Raw genomic sequence first — 17,112 nt, 5'->3', positions numbered from 1 at the left:
CTTCCTGTTAACGATGGCCGGCGTGCGGATCAGCAACCGGAGCGGGCGCCTTCCTGACTGTCGCTGGAGCCGGCTGGAATCCGGTGATCACCCACTCCCCCGGTTGGCGCTCGACGAACTCAAAGGTCACCGGGTCACCCGGCTTCATGTTTTTGAGCAATGCGTTGTTGGCGACCTTGAACTCCATGGTCATTGCCGGCCATTTGAGGCTGGCGACTGGACCATGGTTGACGCTGACCGTACCCGATTTCGCATCGATCTCATCGATCGTGCCTTCCGCCTTGTGGCCCGCGCCAGTCGATTTTGCAGCGCCAGCATCCTGACCAGACGGCTGCGCGCCGTGCCCGGCGTGGCCGCCGAAGCCGCCGACAGCCGCCTTGAGGTTGCTTTCCGCATCGATCAGGAAGTTGGCTGCAACGACTACGTCCTCGCCATCCTGGACACCCTCCAGCACCTCGACGTAGTTGTCACTACGCGCACCCAGCTTGACTTCGCGCGGCTCGAACCGGCCTTCCTTGAGCTGCACCAGCACGATGCGGCGCGTGCCGCTATCGATCACCGCCGACAACGGTACCGTGACTGCTGTGCTGCGCGGGGCCGCCGCCAGTTCGACATTGGCAAACATGCCCGGCTTGAGCAGCTGGCCCGGATTGGCAAGTTCGACGCGAACCTGTGCGGTGCGCGTGTCGGCATTCAGGGTTGGGTACACATACGTGACGTTGCCGTCGAATTCCTTGTCTACGTACGCGTTGATCCGGACTTTGGCTTTAGTGCCCGGCTTGACCAGGCTGATATCCTGCTCAAATACATCGGCAAACACCCAGACCGTGGAAAGATCGGAAATCTGGTACAGCATTTCGCCCGGCATGAAGCGCATGCCCTGGATGGCTTTCTTTTCGGTCACGATACCCGATACCGGCGAGCGGAAGGTCATCGTGCGTTTCGCGTCACCGGACTTCGTCAGTGCCTTGATCTGTTCGTCGGAGATATCCCAGTTCCGCAGACGAAGCAGGCTGGAATCGGCCAATTGCTTCATTCCCGACTGCACATCGCCATCGGCTCCCTTGAGCGACTGCAATCCTTGTGCGGCGATCGCGTATTCCCGTTGCGCCGAGACCAGTTCAGGGCTATAGACTTCGAACAGCGGCTGTCCCTTGCCGACCAGCTGTCCGGTTGCGTTCACATGCAGACGCTCGACATAGCCTTCGAATTTCGGCGAAATGACGAACACGCGCCGCTCATCCGGTTCGATACGGCCGGCCGCGCGCACGACCTTGTCGATTGCCCGCTGCGCCGCTTTCTCGGTACGCACGCCGAGTTTTTGCACCTTCTCGGTACTGATCTTGATCTGGTTGCCGGAAGACGCGTCGGCCTCTTCCTCGCCTTCATAGACCGGGATGTAATCCATGCCCATCGGGTCCTTTTTCGGCACCGGTGAGGTATCAGGCAATCCCATCGGGTTGCGGTAGTACAGCAGCTTGCGCTCTTTTTTCGCTGTGCCTTCGGCTTGTCCAGTCGCCGGCGCGCTTGCCGCAGCGGCTCTAGCTGCTTCACGCGAGCCGACCAGGTATCCGCCGCCAGCGGCGACGACGGCCGCGACGACGGCCACGATCGCGATGTTTGCGGACTGTTTCATAGTTCTTCTCCTAAAAGTCGTTCGATTTCCGCCAGGCGGGTCTGGGCGTCAGCCTGCGCCTTGATCTGGCCTTGTCTTGCCTGGCGAATCTGGCGCTGGGCATCGAGCAAGGTCGCGAAATCAACCTTGCCGTTTTCATAGCTGGCCAGGGCGGACTTGTAGGTCAACTCGGCCTGGGGAAGCAAGCTGTTGGTGATGATGGATTCGGTGCGACGGGCGGCTTCTAGCGCGGAAAGGCTCTCCGCCAGTTCCGATAACACCTCATTGGCGGTTGCATCCTTGCGGGCGCGTGCAGCAGACAGCATCGCTTCGGACTCACGCTCCATCGCGCGGCGCGAAGATTGCTGGATCGGAATGTTCATCTCGAACATGACTTCCCATTCCTTCACCGATTTGCCGCTCTGCATAGGCGCAAAGCCGACAGCGAAATCCGGATAGCGGTTCTTGTACGTCAGGTCCCGGCTTTTTTCCGCGGCGCGCACGCGTGCGTCGTCGGACGACAGCCGTGGGTTGCGGCCGCGCACGCGATCGGCGAGGGCGGCGTACTCGAGGTGTGCAGGGGGCGGCAACTGGCGCAGGCGTTCGGGATCGGCCAAGGGCGCGTTGGGCGGGCGGGCGATCAACATGTTCAGCCGCGCATGCAGCATGCGCTTTTCGTTGTCGAGCATTACGAGCTCGTTTTTCATATTGGTCAGCTCGACCTGCGCGCGGATGGCGTCCGACTGGGCTGCGAGGCCACCGGCATAACGGACCTGACTAACCCGTTCCAGACGTGACATCAGGTCCAGGATTTCCTTGGTGAGACGCTCGTTTTCGTGGATGTAGTAAAGCTGCGCGTAGCCGGCCTTGATGCGCGAGGCCAGGTCCGCCCACATCGCATACGCCTTGCCTTTTGCTCCTTCGGCCTCCAGCGTTGCGACCTCACGCTGCAGGTCGCGCTTTCCGAACCAGGGCAGTTCTTGCATGATCTGGTACTTCGCCTGGCCAACCCGGCTGGGCGACAAGGTGGGATTCTGTTCGCCCATCTTCGTGATGTCTTCGAGTTCGACCCGGAGTTTCGGGTCGGGCAGCGCACCGGCCGATGCCGACCGCTCGCCTGCCGCTTCGGCTTCATAACGCATGGACGCATACTCGGGATTCCGTTCTCGGGCGAATTCGAGAAGGCTTTCGACCGAGGCGCCGATTTTTTGGTCATCGAGAGCGTTCGCTAAAGGCGCACCCAGCGTCAGCGCGACGGCCAGAGCGCAGGCACGTAATGTTAATTGCATTGCTGTCTCCGAAGAGAGAATGAAGTATCGGAATTGCTTACCGCAGAGGTGCGCGACGCTGGCCGACGGATCTACGCAACGATTGCGAAGGCGTAACGGCATGCCGGCGCGCACCGGCGGGAGCGCGGTTCAGGCAACAGGCGTGGGGTCAAATCCGGAAGCAGCAGTTCCGAATGGACAGGGGAGGGGAAGAAGTGCGGGTCAGCCAGAAGCTGGCGGCTTGTGCGTGGATGGGACGGTAGGCGACATCGGCGTTGCCCACTTCGGGGACCAGGATGATCGCAACCGATGGCGTCAGGTTCGGCGGCTGCGGCCGGTCCCCCGACTGATTGTCTCCCTGGCAGTGCGTGCGGCACAGCGACGACTGCATGTCATCCATGTCCTCGCAATCCGAAGCGTTATGGTGCTCGCTCATTGCCTGCATTGCGGCCAGCGGTCGCTGATCCTGCCCATCTGCGACGCTTGGGCAGACGTAGGCTGCGACGGCGAGCTGGCTGAAAAGCACGCTCACCATCACAAGCAAGGCTGCAATAAAGCGAAGATGTTTAGGCAGTTTCATTACGCGTTCGGACTTTGACTCGCCAGTGCGCATGGATGGACACGCATGACGACGCTTTTATTCTACGCAATCAAGGCACGTATTTTTATTGACTCAGATCAATCGAATCAGGATCGTTCCTTGAATGACGGACGTAATGATAAACAGAAGAAGATCGAAGTTCCCAACATTACAGAGATGTAATCTTGTCGACGGCCGTCCGCAAGGATGCTGCCGGAGGAGGGGGCCGCCGTGAAAGGCACAGGGCCTCCACGGCGGACGAATTGCGAGGGTCAGAAGTTAATGCTGTTGTTCGCGGTTTGCGTCGGATTCACGGTAGACGTGATGCCGCTGGCAAAAGCGACATTGTTACCGTTGTTGTTCTCGACGTTCTGGACCTGGCCGATGGACTGCGCAGCGTTGAACTTGAAATCGCCTACCGGCAGGCCAGCATGTGGCTTACCGTAGGACGGCGCGCAGTACGACGGCAAATAACAGGACGGCGGGGTATAGCAGGTGCCGCCGCGGACTGCGGACATTGCTGTGGCGTCCAGCTCGGTCGTGGTGGAAAGGTCTTTGATCAGTAGTGCGGTCATGGTGGTTCTCCTGAAGTGGAATGGGCGGGTCGATAGATTTCGATGTAGGTAGCGTGGGAATCCTGGCGTTACACGGCTGGTACGCTTCCGAGCCCCGGGACGCCGACGAACGCTGCATTGTTGCCGTTGTTGTTGACCACGCTCTGGCTCTGGCCGATGAATTGGGAAGGGTTCAAGCTGACGTCGGCTTGCGGAAAATTCAAAAATGGCATCCAGTAGGCCGGCATGCCCTTGAACATGCCGCCGCGGACTGTCGACATGGCAGCACGGTCGAGGTCTCCGGTATGGGATAGATCGATGATTGTCAATGTAGTCATGGTGTATTCCTGAAAAGTAGGTTGGTTGGATGAGCATTTGGTTGGCTCGCCAGACCTACAGCAGGGACCGTACCAGTGCCATGACCGATTGCGCGACAGGTCGCTAAACACTTGAAAAACAAGGGAAAGGCGAGCCCCTTCGGGATACGCGCCGAATACGAAGCCCAGCCGGCGACCACCTGACAGACGGTCTCCGCCCTACACTTGGACGACTTGTGTTGTCTTGGCAGCGACAGCGGGCGTAGGCAGGGTGACGGCCCTGCATTTGCCAAACGGCCCGCTCATTACGCTCCATGACGCGCATGTAATTTCTCCGTCACGTTTCTGTTGGGCAGCCCCTCCTAGACTGCAAGCATGGATCAGCGATGTCGCGATCCGATTGCAACGACGCTCAGTCACTCATCAAGGGGTACATCATGAAAGCACGCAAACTTATTCTTCTGGCCGCAACGACTATGGTGGCCATGTCTGCAACGATCGCTTCGGCAAGCGACAAGTGGTTGGGAGATCGTGGCGACAATTGGCAAGAGCACATCAAGTCCACCAAGACACGGGCAGAGGTGATCGCGGAGTTGAACGAGGCACGCGCCCAAGGCTTGATCCGCGGTGGGACCATGCACGATTATCCGCGCCTGCCGGTGGCGAAAAGCACTCGTACGCGTGACGAAGTGCGCGCCGAGACGATCGAAGCCGCGAAAAATGGCACACGGACGGTGGATTACACCAGCGGTCGATAGCGCGAATACACTGGCGGCGCAGCGACGAACCGCTGTGCCGCCAAGCGCTATTCACTGGCGCCCGTGGAGACTGCAGGAATTCTTGATTGAATTGAATGAGGCGCGGTCCAGTTGCCGTCCTGAACGCGATTCGGCGGCAAGCGCAGCTCGAAGCACGTCACGCCGTCCCGGGACTCGACACTGATCGATCCACCATGCAGCAAGAAGATTGACTTTGTGATGGCCAGTCCGAGCCCGGCGCCTTCGGCGGAGCCATGTCTTGAACTATCGGCACGGTAAAAGCGGTCGAACAACCTCGGGATATGCTCTTGTGCGATGGTATCTCCGCGGTTCGTAATGCGGATGGCAAGGGCGTCATCGTCCGTGCGTTTCAAGTTCACGACGACTTCGCCCTCCGCAGTCGAATGTCGGATGGCATTTGACAAGACATTGCTGATCGCGCGACGCAGCAGCATCCGGTCACCGTGGACATGACCTTCGCCGTCCAGTACGAGCGCGAGGTTCTTGCCCTCGGCGAGCACTTCAAAAAAGGAAAACAGGTCGCGGACTTCCTGGCCAATGTCAACGGTTTCATTGAATGGTGCGACCAAGCCATGCTCCGACTTTGCCAGAAAGAGCATATCGGCAATCATCCTCGACAGGCGCGTGAACTCTTCCATGTTCGAATACAGGATCTCCCGGTACTCGTCCGCGCTACGTTCCTTGGACAGGATGACTTGCGTTTGCATCAGCATATTGCTTACCGGCGTGCGCAACTCATGTGCAAGATCTGAGGAATAGTCGGACAGTCGCTGGAACGACTCTTCCAGGCGCCCCAGCATCATGTTCAGGGTATGAACCAGCTCCTCCAGTTCGACGGGTACCGTGTCTGCCCGCAGGCGCTGATCCAAGCGGTTTGCAGTTATCGCGGACGCGGCATGGTTGATTGCGCGTAGCGGCTCCAGTCCCTTCCTGACCGCGAAGCGTCCCAGGATCCCGCTGACCACTGCCGCGAGAATGACGATGAGCCACAGTGCGAACTGAAAGTTCGAGATGAAATGCTCGTGATGCGAAATATCGAGCGCGATATCAACAATTGCCGGTGGCGCTTCGGAGAACTCAAGGGGGGCGGTCGCAGCCATCCGCAGATACGGCTTGCCGTCGTTACCCGATTGCCGTACGGGCGTGGCGTCGTCACGCACCCGGGTCTGCATGAGCTGCTTGGCCGGGGAGTCCTCGCCGCTGACGGTAATCAATGTCGCCGCATCCGGCCACCTGATTACCAATGCCATGCCAGGGTGGCCAACCAGTGCAGCATTCAATTGCTGCGGCAACGTCTCCATGTCGGCTCTCGATCGGACTTTGGCGAGCGTATTGCGCGCAAGTTCAAGCTTTCCGGTCAATGCCTCAGTGTCGAGTTCGGCAAAATGGCGCTCGACAAGGGTGTTGACCACCAGTCCGAGGCCGAGCAACATCGCGGCCGATGTGAGGGCGAACAACAAGGTCAGTCGATTGGTCAGGGAGAGGCGTTTCATCGATCCCGCCCATCCGAATCCAGCACATACCCCATCCCGCGCACCGTGTGAATCAGCTTCACCGGGAAGTCATCGTCGACCTTGGCGCGCAACCGGCGTACCGCGACTTCGATCACGTTGGTGTCGCTGTCGAAGTTCATATCCCAGACCTGGGACGCGATGAGGGAGCGGGGTAGCACTTCACCCTGGCGCCGCAGGAGCAGCTCAAGCAGCGAGAATTCCTTGGCCGTCAAATCGATGCGCGTGCCACCGCGGGTAACCCGGCGTCGCAGCAGGTCCATTTCAAGGTTGGCCGCCTGCAGGATTTCCGGTCCCCGGCTCTTGCTTCCACGCCGTAACAGCGTCCGTACACGGGCCAGCAGTTCGGAGAAAGCGAACGGTTTGACCAGGTAGTCGTCGGCGCCCATTTCAAGACCTTTGACGCGGTCGTCTACGTGGTCGCGCGCGGTCAGGAATAACACGGGGATTTCCTTACCGGCCCTGCGCATCGATTGCAGGATCTGCCAGCCATCCATTCCAGGCAACATGACATCCAGGATTGCCAGGTCGTATTCCCCGTTTAATCCCTGATGCAAGCCGTCAATCCCGTCACGGACCAGGTCGACCACGAAACCGGCTTCATCGAGCCCCTGTTTCAGGTAGTCACCCATCTTGCGTTCGTCCTCGACAACCAGGATCTTCATTTTCTTTCCTCATGCGTGGCGGTCGAGTCAGGATTATCCGTGACCCGCCTGCCGACGCCAACAACATTACAAAAATGTAATTCTCTCGCAAGGAAGCGGTCGGTGGAGACATTTCATACTGACTTGGCGCTGGCAATCTTTCTCAGTTTCACGCTAACGCATATTCGCCCAACAACCGAGGAATTGACCATGAAAACGAGATCCACACTGGCCGCCGGCATGTTCGTCGTTGCCACCGCCTTGTCGCTCACTGCGCTGGCACAATCCAACAGCCCGGATTCGGGTGCCGGCCCAAGCGCGCAGCAGTCGGAAGTAAAATCGAAGGTAAAGCCGCACTCCCATATGGAAGAGAAAATGGGCGTAGTGGCAAAGGCGCCGAAGGCGGCAGAAGACAAACCAGCCGCAGCCAAGAAAAATCCTGCGAACGATTTGAGCAAGCACTATCATCCGCGCGATGGCGGCAAGTAATCGTATGGTCCACGTGGCATCGGTGGCCCGCAGTCAGGCGGCGCGTACCTACAGCCGTTTGGCTGCGACAGCGTTGGAACCTACCGCTGCCGAGCAAATTCAGGACCGCAGTGCCGCCCAGTGAGGGAAGCCATCGGTATCACGCCCCGAAGGCTATAATGACCTGGTCTGCGGTATATTTTTGCGAGATTGACATGTCCGATGTCAAACCGAATAGGTTCCTGAATCCAAAGCGCCTTACCCCGAGCACACCTGTGCTTGGCGCTACCGCTGAGGAATGGGATCGCGCCTTGAAAGGCAATATTTCCGAGACACTGGAGGAAGTGCGCCGACGCGCAATGTTGGTCGCTGCGCGAAGAGCCGCAGGCCAACCGATCGACACTGTTAGGATGACCACCGATGTGGCGAGTACCTTCAAGCGAAAGATCGTTTCTCGCTGAATTTGACCTTACGAGCGCGTTATGGCCGCGTTTTTCTGTTGAGCCTTTCTGTTCAATCTACACTGCAATGGCATGTGGCGGCCCATCCTGCGCACACTATGCACCTGAGCCCTTTTCCGCCGCAATGAGAAGGCCAGCCTCCATCCGTCGTTTCGCAAATGGATCTGCGGCTTCCACGTATCGCATGGCGGACTGGACATTCTTCCAGCCCACATACTCCATCAGGGTCTTGAGGTCCCATCCATTGGAAGTCGCCCAATTGGCAAAGCCTCGCCGTAAAGAGTGTCCACTATACCGGTCGGCCGATGCGATGCCTGCCCCCATAAAAATGGTGCGCAAGAGCGGAATCAGGCTGTCTGGGTGCAAACCCTTGTCGCTGACATGCCCCCATCGGTCGATGCCACGGAACACTGGACCATCCGTGAGATGTGCTGCAGAGATCCACGTGACATAAGCGTCGACAGGGCACAGCTTGGACAGTGCCGGTGCGCTGAACGTCGTGCCTCGATACTGGCGGTCGCCTTTGGTATGCGGCAAGTAGCAGCGCAGACCTTCTCCTGGTGCGACGTCAATATGCTCGACGCGCAGCCGGGTCAATTCATCCCCTCGAAAGCCCCGCCAAAATCCCACGAGGACCAGAGCCTTGTCACGAATCCGCCGCAATTCGGTTTCGCGGTCCTTGCGTTGGGAAGCTTCGAATATAACGGCATCTAGCCATCCTACGACTCTTTCGAGCTCTGCCAGCTGCAGCGGCTCGGCGCGCTTTTCTTTCGCGGGATGAAGTGCGCGAATGCCGCGGAATACCTTACGGACGACGGGAGCCTTGGTTGAATCGGGAAAGCCCTGGTCAATATGCCATTGCGCGAGTGCCGCCAGTCGATGGCGAAGGGTATTAATGGACAGCTTTTCCGCATAGTCCACAAGATACCGGGCAATGCTGTCAGCCGTCGCCGGCAAGAATCCGCCCCATTCGATCTCGAAATGGCGTACCGCGGCTTGGTAACTTTGTCGGGTGTTTTCGCGGGTAGCCGCGTTGACGTATTGATCCAGCTTACTCATTGGTACCTGCCGCTTTTCGATCGTGCATCCGGGCCCACGCCGCGAGCGCCATTCGCTCCGCATAAATGCTCGCCAGCTGCGGCTGTGACAGCCCGCGCAACTGCGCGACGTCCGGAGCGTTCGCCAGGCATTCCAGTAGCCGTTCGGCTGGTGTTTTTGAATAGCTGGTCAACATGAAATCATACAAGTCGAGTGGGTCTTCAATCCTCGGGCTATTCTCGGTACGGCCAAAGAATGTATTCGGGTGCTGGCGCCAGGCATTCAGTTCGGCCGCTGTCAGGGGAACGGATTGAATGTCGGCGCCACCATCATCGTAGTAGAAGGCAGCCATCGCCACGGACTTTGCCTCGTCGACGAGAGCGCTGGTCAGTACTCCGACACGACACGCTCCATCCGGGCCTGGGATCGTGTACCGTTGTCCGATAAGGAGGCGGGTGCGGTCATCGGCGTTCCCGAAAGCGAACTCTGGGATCTCACCGTCAAATGTGGCCGGTGGGTTGCGGTGCTGTCGTAGCGAATCCATGATCGCAAATATGGCGCAATGCTTTTCCCTGGCGTTAATGGCATCGCGCAGACTCGGGAAGGGGACGTCCTGACCGAAATCGGGTATCTGGAATCCATCGGCACCTGCAAAGAAGCGCACCTGCTCCTCCTCCAAATGGTAGTGCCACGGCGAATTGGTGATGACGACATAGGCGCTGGGTAAAACCTGGCCATCGATTTTGCGTCCCTCAAAGGCCTGAACTGCAGCGATCGCGCTCTCCAGTTCCCGCGGGATGCCGCTGGAGCCGATCGTGTCTGGAATATTCAGCTCGATGAATACGATGCGTTCATGGTTTGCTGACTTTTTCAATGCGCGGCACAGTTGTTTTCCCAGCCGGAATTTCCCGTTTTCGGCACGGCACTTGGCCTCAACGGAAAACTTCTTGCCCGTCTTTATGTACGTGGCGACAAACTCGCAGTGCGAGGTGCTGCGATCGTCCTCGTCTTCGAACTCGATCGTGAATCCGGCACGAATCAGCGCTGCGGCGACGAACACTTCGTATCGGGCTGCCAGGAACTGGTCCGCGCGCCGCAGGCGATTCACCAACTTCTCCTGCAATTCCGCGTTGTGATCCAGCGCGTACAGGTCATACGCCAGTAGCAGGTAGGCCATCACCGCGCCGTTGGCGGGCATTTCGGAGATCTTTCCCGGCGTTCCGCAGGCGGCTTGGGCACGGCAAAGGCGATCGTACCACTGCAGGATCGGATGGCGGTCAGCTAGCGGCTTGGCGATTTCTGCGTTGCCCCAGGCGCGGCCGAGGACGATCTTGATGTACTCAAAGAGGAAGTCGTGGAAGGTTTTCCAGCCTTCGGAGTGCAGCAGGCGGTTCTTGACCGCGACAATTCGCCGTCCGCCGAGTTCGCCGGAAATGATCGGACGGCCCAATCCTTGTTGCCGCTCCCGCTGGGCGATCTGCGCGAGCCGACGCTCGTAGGCAATCAATTCGGGCGAGAGTCCGGGATCACGATTTCGGATGGCACCGTGACAGCGCTTGAATTTTTTCCCGCTCCCGCAGGGGCAAGGATGATTACGACCGATTTTGGCCACGGTAGGTCATGGAGGAATTTGTCGGGCTCGTACCGCAATTACACCGTTTCAAAGGGCAAAATTGCCGCATCACACTCATAATACCGGATAAATAGCCATTATCCAGCATCATCATTCCTCCATTTTCCACTTGCGCTATCTTTCTATTTATTATGTAATTACGTGGTATGTAATATATTACTTTATCTGCGGGAGATGCCATGGGGCGCAGCGGACTTTACAAATCGGACGTCAAGAAGGCGCGCGACAGCTTGCTTGCGTTGGGCAAGCATCCGTCGGTTGACGCGGTGCGCGTCGCGCTCGGTAATACCGGCTCCAAGACCACGATCCACAAGTACCTGAAAGAGCTGGAGGAGGAAGAGGGCGCCGATGGCCGTAAGCTGACGCTCAGCGACGCGCTACAGAATCTCGTTGAACGCCTGGCAGCGCAGTTGCAAGCGGAGGCCGACGCCCAGATTGACGCGCTCAAGGCACAGCAGGCGGAACAAAATCGCAAGCATGCCGAGGCGCTGGCCGCAGCGCAGCAGGAATGCACCGTCTGGCGCGACCGGGCACGGAACGCAGAGGCAGCGTTCCAGGATGAGCAAGCCGAACACAGCCGGACCAAAGAGGCGCTTCAGCGGGAAACGATCGCGCGCTCCACTGGTGAGCAGCAAGTGGCGGACCTGAAGGAGCGCCTCGCCGAAAACGAAGCGCACCGGCAATCCCTCGAAGAGAAGCATCGCCGTGCGTATGAAGCGCTGGCGCATTACCGGCAATCGGTGAAGGACCAGCGTGAACAGGACCACCAGCGGCATGAACAGCAGATTCAGCAGCTGCAGGCCGAACTGCGGCAGGCGCAGCAGACCGTCGTCGTGAAGCAGGAAGATATTACGCGGCTGAACCAGGAAGGCGCACGTTTGGTCAACGAGCTGTCGCACGCGCGGCAGGCATTCCTCGATGAACAGGAAAATGCCCGCAGGTTGGTGCAAAAACTGGATGCGGCCCATGTAGTCGAACAGCGCTGTGGCACATTGGAAGCGCAGGCGGCCGATCGCGAAGCCCGCATGACCGAGCTCAAGCTGCAGTTAGCGGCGGCGATGGAGTCCATCGACAATCTGCGGGGGCAATTGCAGGCGACGCAGCTCGACGCCACGGCGGCCAAGGCCGCGCTGGCCGCGCAACAGACCGTCGTCACCGAACTGCGTGCATATCTTGGTGGGCCGCCGGGAATGACAGAGCAACCGGCCGGCAAGGTCTGACCGTGCGCAGGCAACGGCCACATCACGCGCCTGGGCGGCGCAAATTCGAGTAAACTTCGGCGTCAAAAGGACACCCCCATGAGCATTCTTACCATCGGCTACGAAGGCCTCGACATGACTGGATTTCTGGCGCTGCTGCGCCAAGGTAATGTCGAGACCATTGTCGACATCCGTGAACTTCCGCTGTCGCGCAAACCCGGATTTTCCAAGAACGGACTGCACGAAACACTGAACCTGCATGGCTTCGAATACATGCATGTCCCGGAGCTGGGGTGCCCGAAACCGATCCGTGACCAGTACCGCGCGGACGGCGACTGGAGCCGGTACAAGGAAGGGTTCCTGCATTTTCTGGCGCTGCAGGACGACGTCATCGCTGAAGTGGCGGCAATGGCGGCGACGACGACTTGCGCCTTGTTGTGCTTTGAGGCCGACTACAATTATTGCCACCGCTCGATGGTGGCTCACGCCATGAGCAATGTGGCCGGCCTGCCGGTCCGACATCTGCAGGCGCGGATGCTTAAAACAGCGACTGCTGCTGTGCCTCAGTTGGACTTGGTTTAGGCGGATAGATCAGGCTGATGATCAGCCATTGATGCTGGAAGCGGTGGATGTTCCCCATCATGAACATCAAATCCTTTTCCGCCAAGTCCGCCTCGAGCTTTGCGCGAAAGGGCGCTTCCCATCCATCGCGATGGTTTCGCTTGCAGTTCCAGAACAGCATGCCGACTTCCCAGTCCACGATCTTGTGCTTGTAGATCCGTTCGCCGTCAGGCATGTCGCAGGCATAGTGGTAGTAAAAATCGAACGGTAGCTTCTTTAACAGCTTGAGCTGCTTTTTCTCTTCTTCCTGGTCGAACAGGTTTCCTTGATTTTGCTCCTGCAGAAGCTTGGCCAGATCTTCGTCGGTCCACTCCGGACTGTCTGCCGGCGTAATCTCGAGTTTGACAAGTCTCTTGGGACGCAACAGTGCCAGACTGATGCCGCTTTGCTCGCGTGCGCCGTCGAGCGCCGCGAATTCGTCGAATGTGGGGAGGCGGCTGATCCACGGACGCCGGGCAGCCCACTGTTTTTCCGTGTTCAGCACGTCCTCGACCTCGATCGTGTCGACGAATACACGATGACTTTCCGGACGGTGGTCGGCCGGGCTCTTTTCGATACGAACGCGAATCCACTGCCATTTTTTGAATTGTTGGTCGCCCGAAATCAGCCGAAACGGGACGGGATACAGCCGCCGCGGAACGCCGGCTTCATTGATGCCGGCGACGCACGATGTCTCCGTGTGCTTGGCACTGGGCGATGGGTAGGTCTTTGCGAGGATGAGAATGCGTTCAATGCTTGATGGCATCATGACCCGATCGTTGAAAGATCGCTCCGACATTTCTTCTTGGCAAGAAGTGTAGAGCCATTAGGGCGTCATGTACCTCCCATAAACATGGTGCGAAACATTGCGTGTTCTGAGACCGCGTTCGCACAAGTTTCACAGAATCAGAAAAATGAGCATGGTTTTTCTCGCACAAGATTCACAGAATTAGAAAACGTTTCGGAATATGAAATCTGTGAACTTTGTGCGAAAAAAAGAGTGAAACTTATGCGAACGCTCTGTAGAGGAGCATTGTGTCCGCTTGCTGCAGATAACTGAGGGCCTTCGCAACGACGCGGCGAACCGTTTTCATAATTTGACATAATACAAATTATGCGAATATTTTCGTATTCTTGGGCGGTTCGAACTTTGTTCCCCACGACCGCCCACAGTAAGCGGAAGCAATTTGTAGAAATTTTTGGAAGTAAATCTCATACATAGACCCTATTACTGCCATGTATTTAAATTCGTTCCAAGAGTTTTCCCTCCCGGGTACAAACACCCAGTACTGAAGCGTTTGCTATATGAAACAGGCAACAGCCCCAAGAATCGCCACAATCGAAGTGGCGAACGTTAACCAGATGACACGTTGATCCACCATTTTCTGGACATCTTGACAGGTAAGCCGAACCGCTGGTGCATCTTTCTCGCGCTTCCGAATCGCCGAATGGCGAACAGACGAGCCTACAGCGATTGCGGTTTTCCGCTCGCTCGCGTACTCGCCACGCCCCATTCCGTCGCTGGCGTCAGTCCCAAGGCCGCTACGCTCTGCGAGATCAAGCGTGTTGCCTTCGTCGATGACTTCCTGCCAAACTAAGCGACGCTCTTAAGCCATTCCTCTGATTCCGTCGACAAAGCCGTGGCGCGATAGCCGTGACTCGCGGTTACCCAGCGCTCCGAGCTGCAGTGCGGACAACATATCTTGCCGACTTCGTCGGTGCTAGCGAAGCAAACGCTGAAGCGTTGAAGGACATATGGGCGTCGGCACTCCGGGTTCGTCTACAGCGTCAGTGCAACGATGCCGCATGCTCGCGATACCACGTCACAAACTGGTCGCCCGCAATGGGTTTGCAAAAATGGTACCCCTGCGCCTGATGGCACCCGTGGCCGCGCAAGTACTTCACCACCGCGTCCGACTCAATCCCCTCGGCGACGATTTCCAGTTGGAGCGTGCGACCGAGAGCAATGATCGCTTCAATGATTGCGCGACTCGCGTTGTCGTGCTGCAGACGGTGAACGAAGGATTTGTCGACCTTGATCTTGTCGAGGGGCAGTCGGCTGAGGTAATTGAGGCTGGAATAGCCAGTGCCGAAGTCGTCCAACGAAATCTTGATGCCATTGCTGCGCAGCTTGTTCAACAGGCTGATTGCATGGTCAATGTCTTCCATGACCGCCGTTTCAGTCAATTCAATCTGCATGCCTTTGGAAGCGACGCAGTGATCTTGAAGCGTCGACTCGAGGTAGCTGGCAAAATCGCGTTTGCGAAATTGCATTGGCGATACGTTTACCGCAATCGGAATTGCCGGCAGGCCCTCCCCTATCCATGCGGAGTGTTGACGGCACGCCCGCGAAAAGACCCATTCCCCTAGTCGCTCGATCAGTCCCGTCGCCTCGGCGACGCGAACGAAGCGCTCGGGACCGATTCCATTACCCGGCCACCGAAGCAGCGCTTCAACGCTGACGACCTGGTTCGACCCCATGTCAATCAGAGGTTGGTAGCAAAGCGAGAATTCGTCGTGCTTGAGCGCGTTCTTTATCCCATCCTCAATGATGGACTGCATGTAGACACGCTTGGCTAGGGAGGACGTGTAGAGCTGGATCGTATTACGTCCCATTTGCTTCGCAACGTACATGGCAGCGTCCGCGTAGCCGATCAGTGTATCGATCTCCACATCGTCCTGCGGGTAGATACTGATGCCGATGGAGCAGGACAATGTCAGCTCGATCGAACCCAGCCGGTACGGGCGGTTCACCGCCTCCATGAGATGCTGTGCGACCTTCTCGCCGGAATGCGCATCGTCCCGATGCGGAACGAGTGCAAGGAATTCGTCTCCCCCCAGCCTGAACACGATATCCTCACCGCGGATACTGCTTTTCAGGCGGCTTGCGACCTGGCGCAGGACGGCATCACCCGCCTCGTGACCATGGATGTCATTGATCGGCTTGAATCGGTCGAGGTCGATAAACAACACCGATACTTCTTGCCGGCTGCGCTTTGCACCGGCAAAGATATGCCGCGCATACTCAAAGAGCAGTGCCCGGTTCGGCAAGCCTGTCAGCGGATCATGGAGCGCCGCCTGCCGAATCCTTTCTTCGGCGTGGCGACGCTCGCTGTAGTCATGGCAAATCACCATCACTTCCCGCACCGACTGGTCGCCCTCCGTGATAGGCACGCAGGTCACCCTCAGGTTTCGAAGACCCTTATCCGTCGGAAATTCCACGTCCTTTGCCTGTTCCATGGCGGACGCCAGCGTTTCGATGACCAGGTCCTCCCATACAGCACAGATCGATTGGGGGGAGCCTTCCCTGACATGCTGTCCGATCAAATGCATGGGATGCTTGCGCATGCTGTAGGCAGCTGCCAGGTTGACGTACTGGATGCGCTGGCCTGCGTCGTAAATCACCACCATGTCCGGGATGTGATCGAACGCCAGGCGCAAACGTTCTTCGCTCATGCGAAGGGCGGTCTGGGCCTTCCAGCGCTTGGTAATATCCTTGATGGTCAGCACCGCCAGCGGACCGGCAACCGCGGGGGAGTCAACCAATGTGCCGGATACGCTGGCTACCCATCTCCTGCCCGAGTCCCGGCGCCGCACGATGAGCTCGGCGTTGACGACCGCTTCACCGCGCAGCAGCTTGGAGATCGGCCAGTCTTCCACGGGAACCGGTTCTCCATCGAGCGTACAGGCTTCAAAGGAGTCGGTAAGTGCCGTTGGTGCCGAATTGATGTTGGACTGGGATTCGTATTCAAACAGTCTCATCGCTGCCGGATTGGCCTCAAGCAGTTCGCCTTGATGGGAGAATACGATCACGCCTTCGCTGAGGCTGTCGAGCACCGCCTTCAGGTGCGCACGGCTTTGATCTACTTGAGCCGTTGCACGCACCCTTGCATCGATGTCTTCGACAATGGAAATGAAATGAACCGGCAATCCTCTCGCATCCCGAACGAGGGAAACCGTCAGGTTCCCCCAAACCAGCTCACCGTTTTTTTTCAGGTATCGCTTTTCGAGAGAGTACGACTTGCGCTGACCCGCGAGCAGCTCGTCGACCAATTTCAGGTCCGTTGCAAGGTCGTCCGGGTGCGTGAGTTCCTGAAACGTCTTGGTCTGGAGCTCTTCCCTGCTGAAGCCCAGCATGTCGCAAAGAAAGGTGTTCACCCGAAGCCACTTCCCGTCAAGGGTGATATGGGCAATTCCTACCGCGGCCAGCTCGAACGTTGTCTGATACACCCTCGCTATTTCATCGAGCCGTGCTTTCTCGTCGGTAAGTGCAGTTTGAGCTGAAGCCAGGCTGTTGCACTTTTCTTCGAGCATCTTTTCCAGCTTCGCTATGCGTTGCTCCAAGTCGTGAATCCTGGTACCCATCATTTGCACCTTTACTTCAGTCGCAGCCTCGCAATCTGCAAGTAAAGCAGAAATCGCGCCGGAAATACCTCTTCCGGAAT

At 57.9% G+C, this 17,112-nt stretch carries 16 protein-coding genes; 5 read left to right on the top strand and 11 right to left on the bottom strand.

All coding sequences use genetic code 11. From position 1 onward, the window contains the following. Nucleotides 1-7: 7 nt before the first annotated feature. From ACNOHI_RS05525 to ACNOHI_RS05505, 5 genes are all read right to left on the bottom strand, one after another. Complete coding sequence (locus ACNOHI_RS05525; RefSeq protein WP_420473649.1) at nt 8-1,636, bottom strand: efflux RND transporter periplasmic adaptor subunit; 1,629 nt, start codon at nt 1,634-1,636, stop codon at nt 8-10. Further along, nucleotides 1,633-2,904, bottom strand: coding sequence for a TolC family protein (locus ACNOHI_RS05520; RefSeq protein ID WP_420473648.1), 1,272 nt, complete (start codon nt 2,902-2,904; stop codon nt 1,633-1,635). Before ACNOHI_RS05520 ends, ACNOHI_RS05525 begins: the two co-directional genes overlap by 4 nt. A gap of 148 nt (nt 2,905-3,052) precedes the next feature. Further along, nucleotides 3,053-3,463, bottom strand: a complete 411-nt coding sequence (locus tag ACNOHI_RS05515) for a hypothetical protein (protein WP_420473647.1) — start codon at nt 3,461-3,463, stop codon at nt 3,053-3,055. A 272-nt stretch (nt 3,464-3,735) separates the two neighbouring features. Further along, complete coding sequence (locus tag ACNOHI_RS05510) at nt 3,736-4,038, bottom strand: hypothetical protein (RefSeq protein ID WP_420473646.1); 303 nt, start codon at nt 4,036-4,038, stop codon at nt 3,736-3,738. A gap of 68 nt (nt 4,039-4,106) precedes the next feature. Then, nucleotides 4,107-4,355, bottom strand: a complete 249-nt coding sequence (locus tag ACNOHI_RS05505) for a hypothetical protein (protein ID WP_420473645.1) — start codon at nt 4,353-4,355, stop codon at nt 4,107-4,109. Nucleotides 4,356-4,771: 416 nt separating this feature from the next. Between ACNOHI_RS05505 and ACNOHI_RS05500 the strand changes: the two genes are divergently transcribed. Next, a complete protein-coding gene (locus ACNOHI_RS05500) occupies nt 4,772-5,092 on the top strand; it encodes a DUF4148 domain-containing protein (protein ID WP_420473644.1) in 321 nt (106 codons plus the stop codon). Between the two features lie 47 nt (nt 5,093-5,139). Here the strand turns inward: ACNOHI_RS05500 and ACNOHI_RS05495 are convergent, their stop codons facing one another. After that, entirely contained in the window at nt 5,140-6,606 is a 1,467-nt protein-coding gene (locus tag ACNOHI_RS05495; protein WP_420473643.1) for a heavy metal sensor histidine kinase, read from the bottom strand. Further along, entirely contained in the window at nt 6,603-7,289 is a 687-nt protein-coding gene (locus tag ACNOHI_RS05490) for a heavy metal response regulator transcription factor (protein ID WP_420473642.1), read from the bottom strand. Before ACNOHI_RS05490 ends, ACNOHI_RS05495 begins: the two co-directional genes overlap by 4 nt. Before the next feature lie 39 nt (nt 7,290-7,328). Between ACNOHI_RS05490 and ACNOHI_RS05485 the strand changes: the two genes are divergently transcribed. Next, nucleotides 7,329-7,757, top strand: a complete 429-nt coding sequence (locus ACNOHI_RS05485; protein ID WP_420473641.1) for a hypothetical protein — start codon at nt 7,329-7,331, stop codon at nt 7,755-7,757. Nucleotides 7,758-8,293: 536 nt separating this feature from the next. Here the strand turns inward: ACNOHI_RS05485 and ACNOHI_RS05480 are convergent. Next, nucleotides 8,294-9,256, bottom strand: coding sequence for a site-specific integrase (locus tag ACNOHI_RS05480; protein WP_420473640.1), 963 nt, complete (start codon nt 9,254-9,256; stop codon nt 8,294-8,296). Beyond that, nucleotides 9,249-10,847 (bottom strand): YecA family protein, encoded by a 1,599-nt coding sequence (locus tag ACNOHI_RS05475; RefSeq protein WP_420473639.1) that lies wholly within the window; start codon nt 10,845-10,847, stop codon nt 9,249-9,251. Before ACNOHI_RS05475 ends, ACNOHI_RS05480 begins: the two co-directional genes overlap by 8 nt. A gap of 200 nt (nt 10,848-11,047) precedes the next feature. Here ACNOHI_RS05475 and ACNOHI_RS05470 point away from each other — a divergent pair, with 200 nt between their 5' ends. Both ACNOHI_RS05470 and ACNOHI_RS05465 read left to right on the top strand, forming a co-directional pair. Further along, nucleotides 11,048-12,088 (top strand): DNA-binding protein, encoded by a 1,041-nt coding sequence (locus ACNOHI_RS05470; RefSeq protein WP_420473638.1) that lies wholly within the window; start codon nt 11,048-11,050, stop codon nt 12,086-12,088. A 78-nt stretch (nt 12,089-12,166) separates the two neighbouring features. After that, nucleotides 12,167-12,649: a DUF488 family protein gene (locus ACNOHI_RS05465; protein ID WP_420473637.1), complete on the top strand. Its 483-nt coding sequence runs from the start codon at nt 12,167-12,169 to the stop codon at nt 12,647-12,649. Here the strand turns inward: ACNOHI_RS05465 and ACNOHI_RS05460 are convergent. Continuing rightward, on the bottom strand, nt 12,606-13,436 hold the full coding sequence (locus tag ACNOHI_RS05460) for a hypothetical protein (RefSeq protein ID WP_420473636.1): 831 nt from the start codon (nt 13,434-13,436) through the stop codon (nt 12,606-12,608). The two genes, ACNOHI_RS05465 and ACNOHI_RS05460, sit on opposite strands and share 44 nt — an antisense overlap. Nucleotides 13,437-14,115: 679 nt before the next feature. On the opposite strand from ACNOHI_RS05460, the gene ACNOHI_RS05455 reads away from it, so the two are divergent. After that, nucleotides 14,116-14,265, top strand: a complete 150-nt coding sequence (locus tag ACNOHI_RS05455; RefSeq protein ID WP_420473635.1) for a hypothetical protein — start codon at nt 14,116-14,118, stop codon at nt 14,263-14,265. Between the two features lie 190 nt (nt 14,266-14,455). Here ACNOHI_RS05455 and ACNOHI_RS05450 read toward each other — a convergent pair whose 3' ends face one another. Further along, a complete protein-coding gene (locus ACNOHI_RS05450; RefSeq protein ID WP_420473634.1) occupies nt 14,456-17,011 on the bottom strand; it encodes an EAL and GGDEF domain-containing protein in 2,556 nt (851 codons plus the stop codon). Nucleotides 17,012-17,112 lie beyond the last annotated feature (101 nt).

This window comes from Noviherbaspirillum sp. ST9 (assembly GCF_048799745.1).
Classification (GTDB): domain Bacteria; phylum Pseudomonadota; class Gammaproteobacteria; order Burkholderiales; family Burkholderiaceae_D; genus Noviherbaspirillum.
Note: the sequence above shows the minus strand (reverse complement) of the source record. Positions and strands in the feature narration are given on the sequence as shown.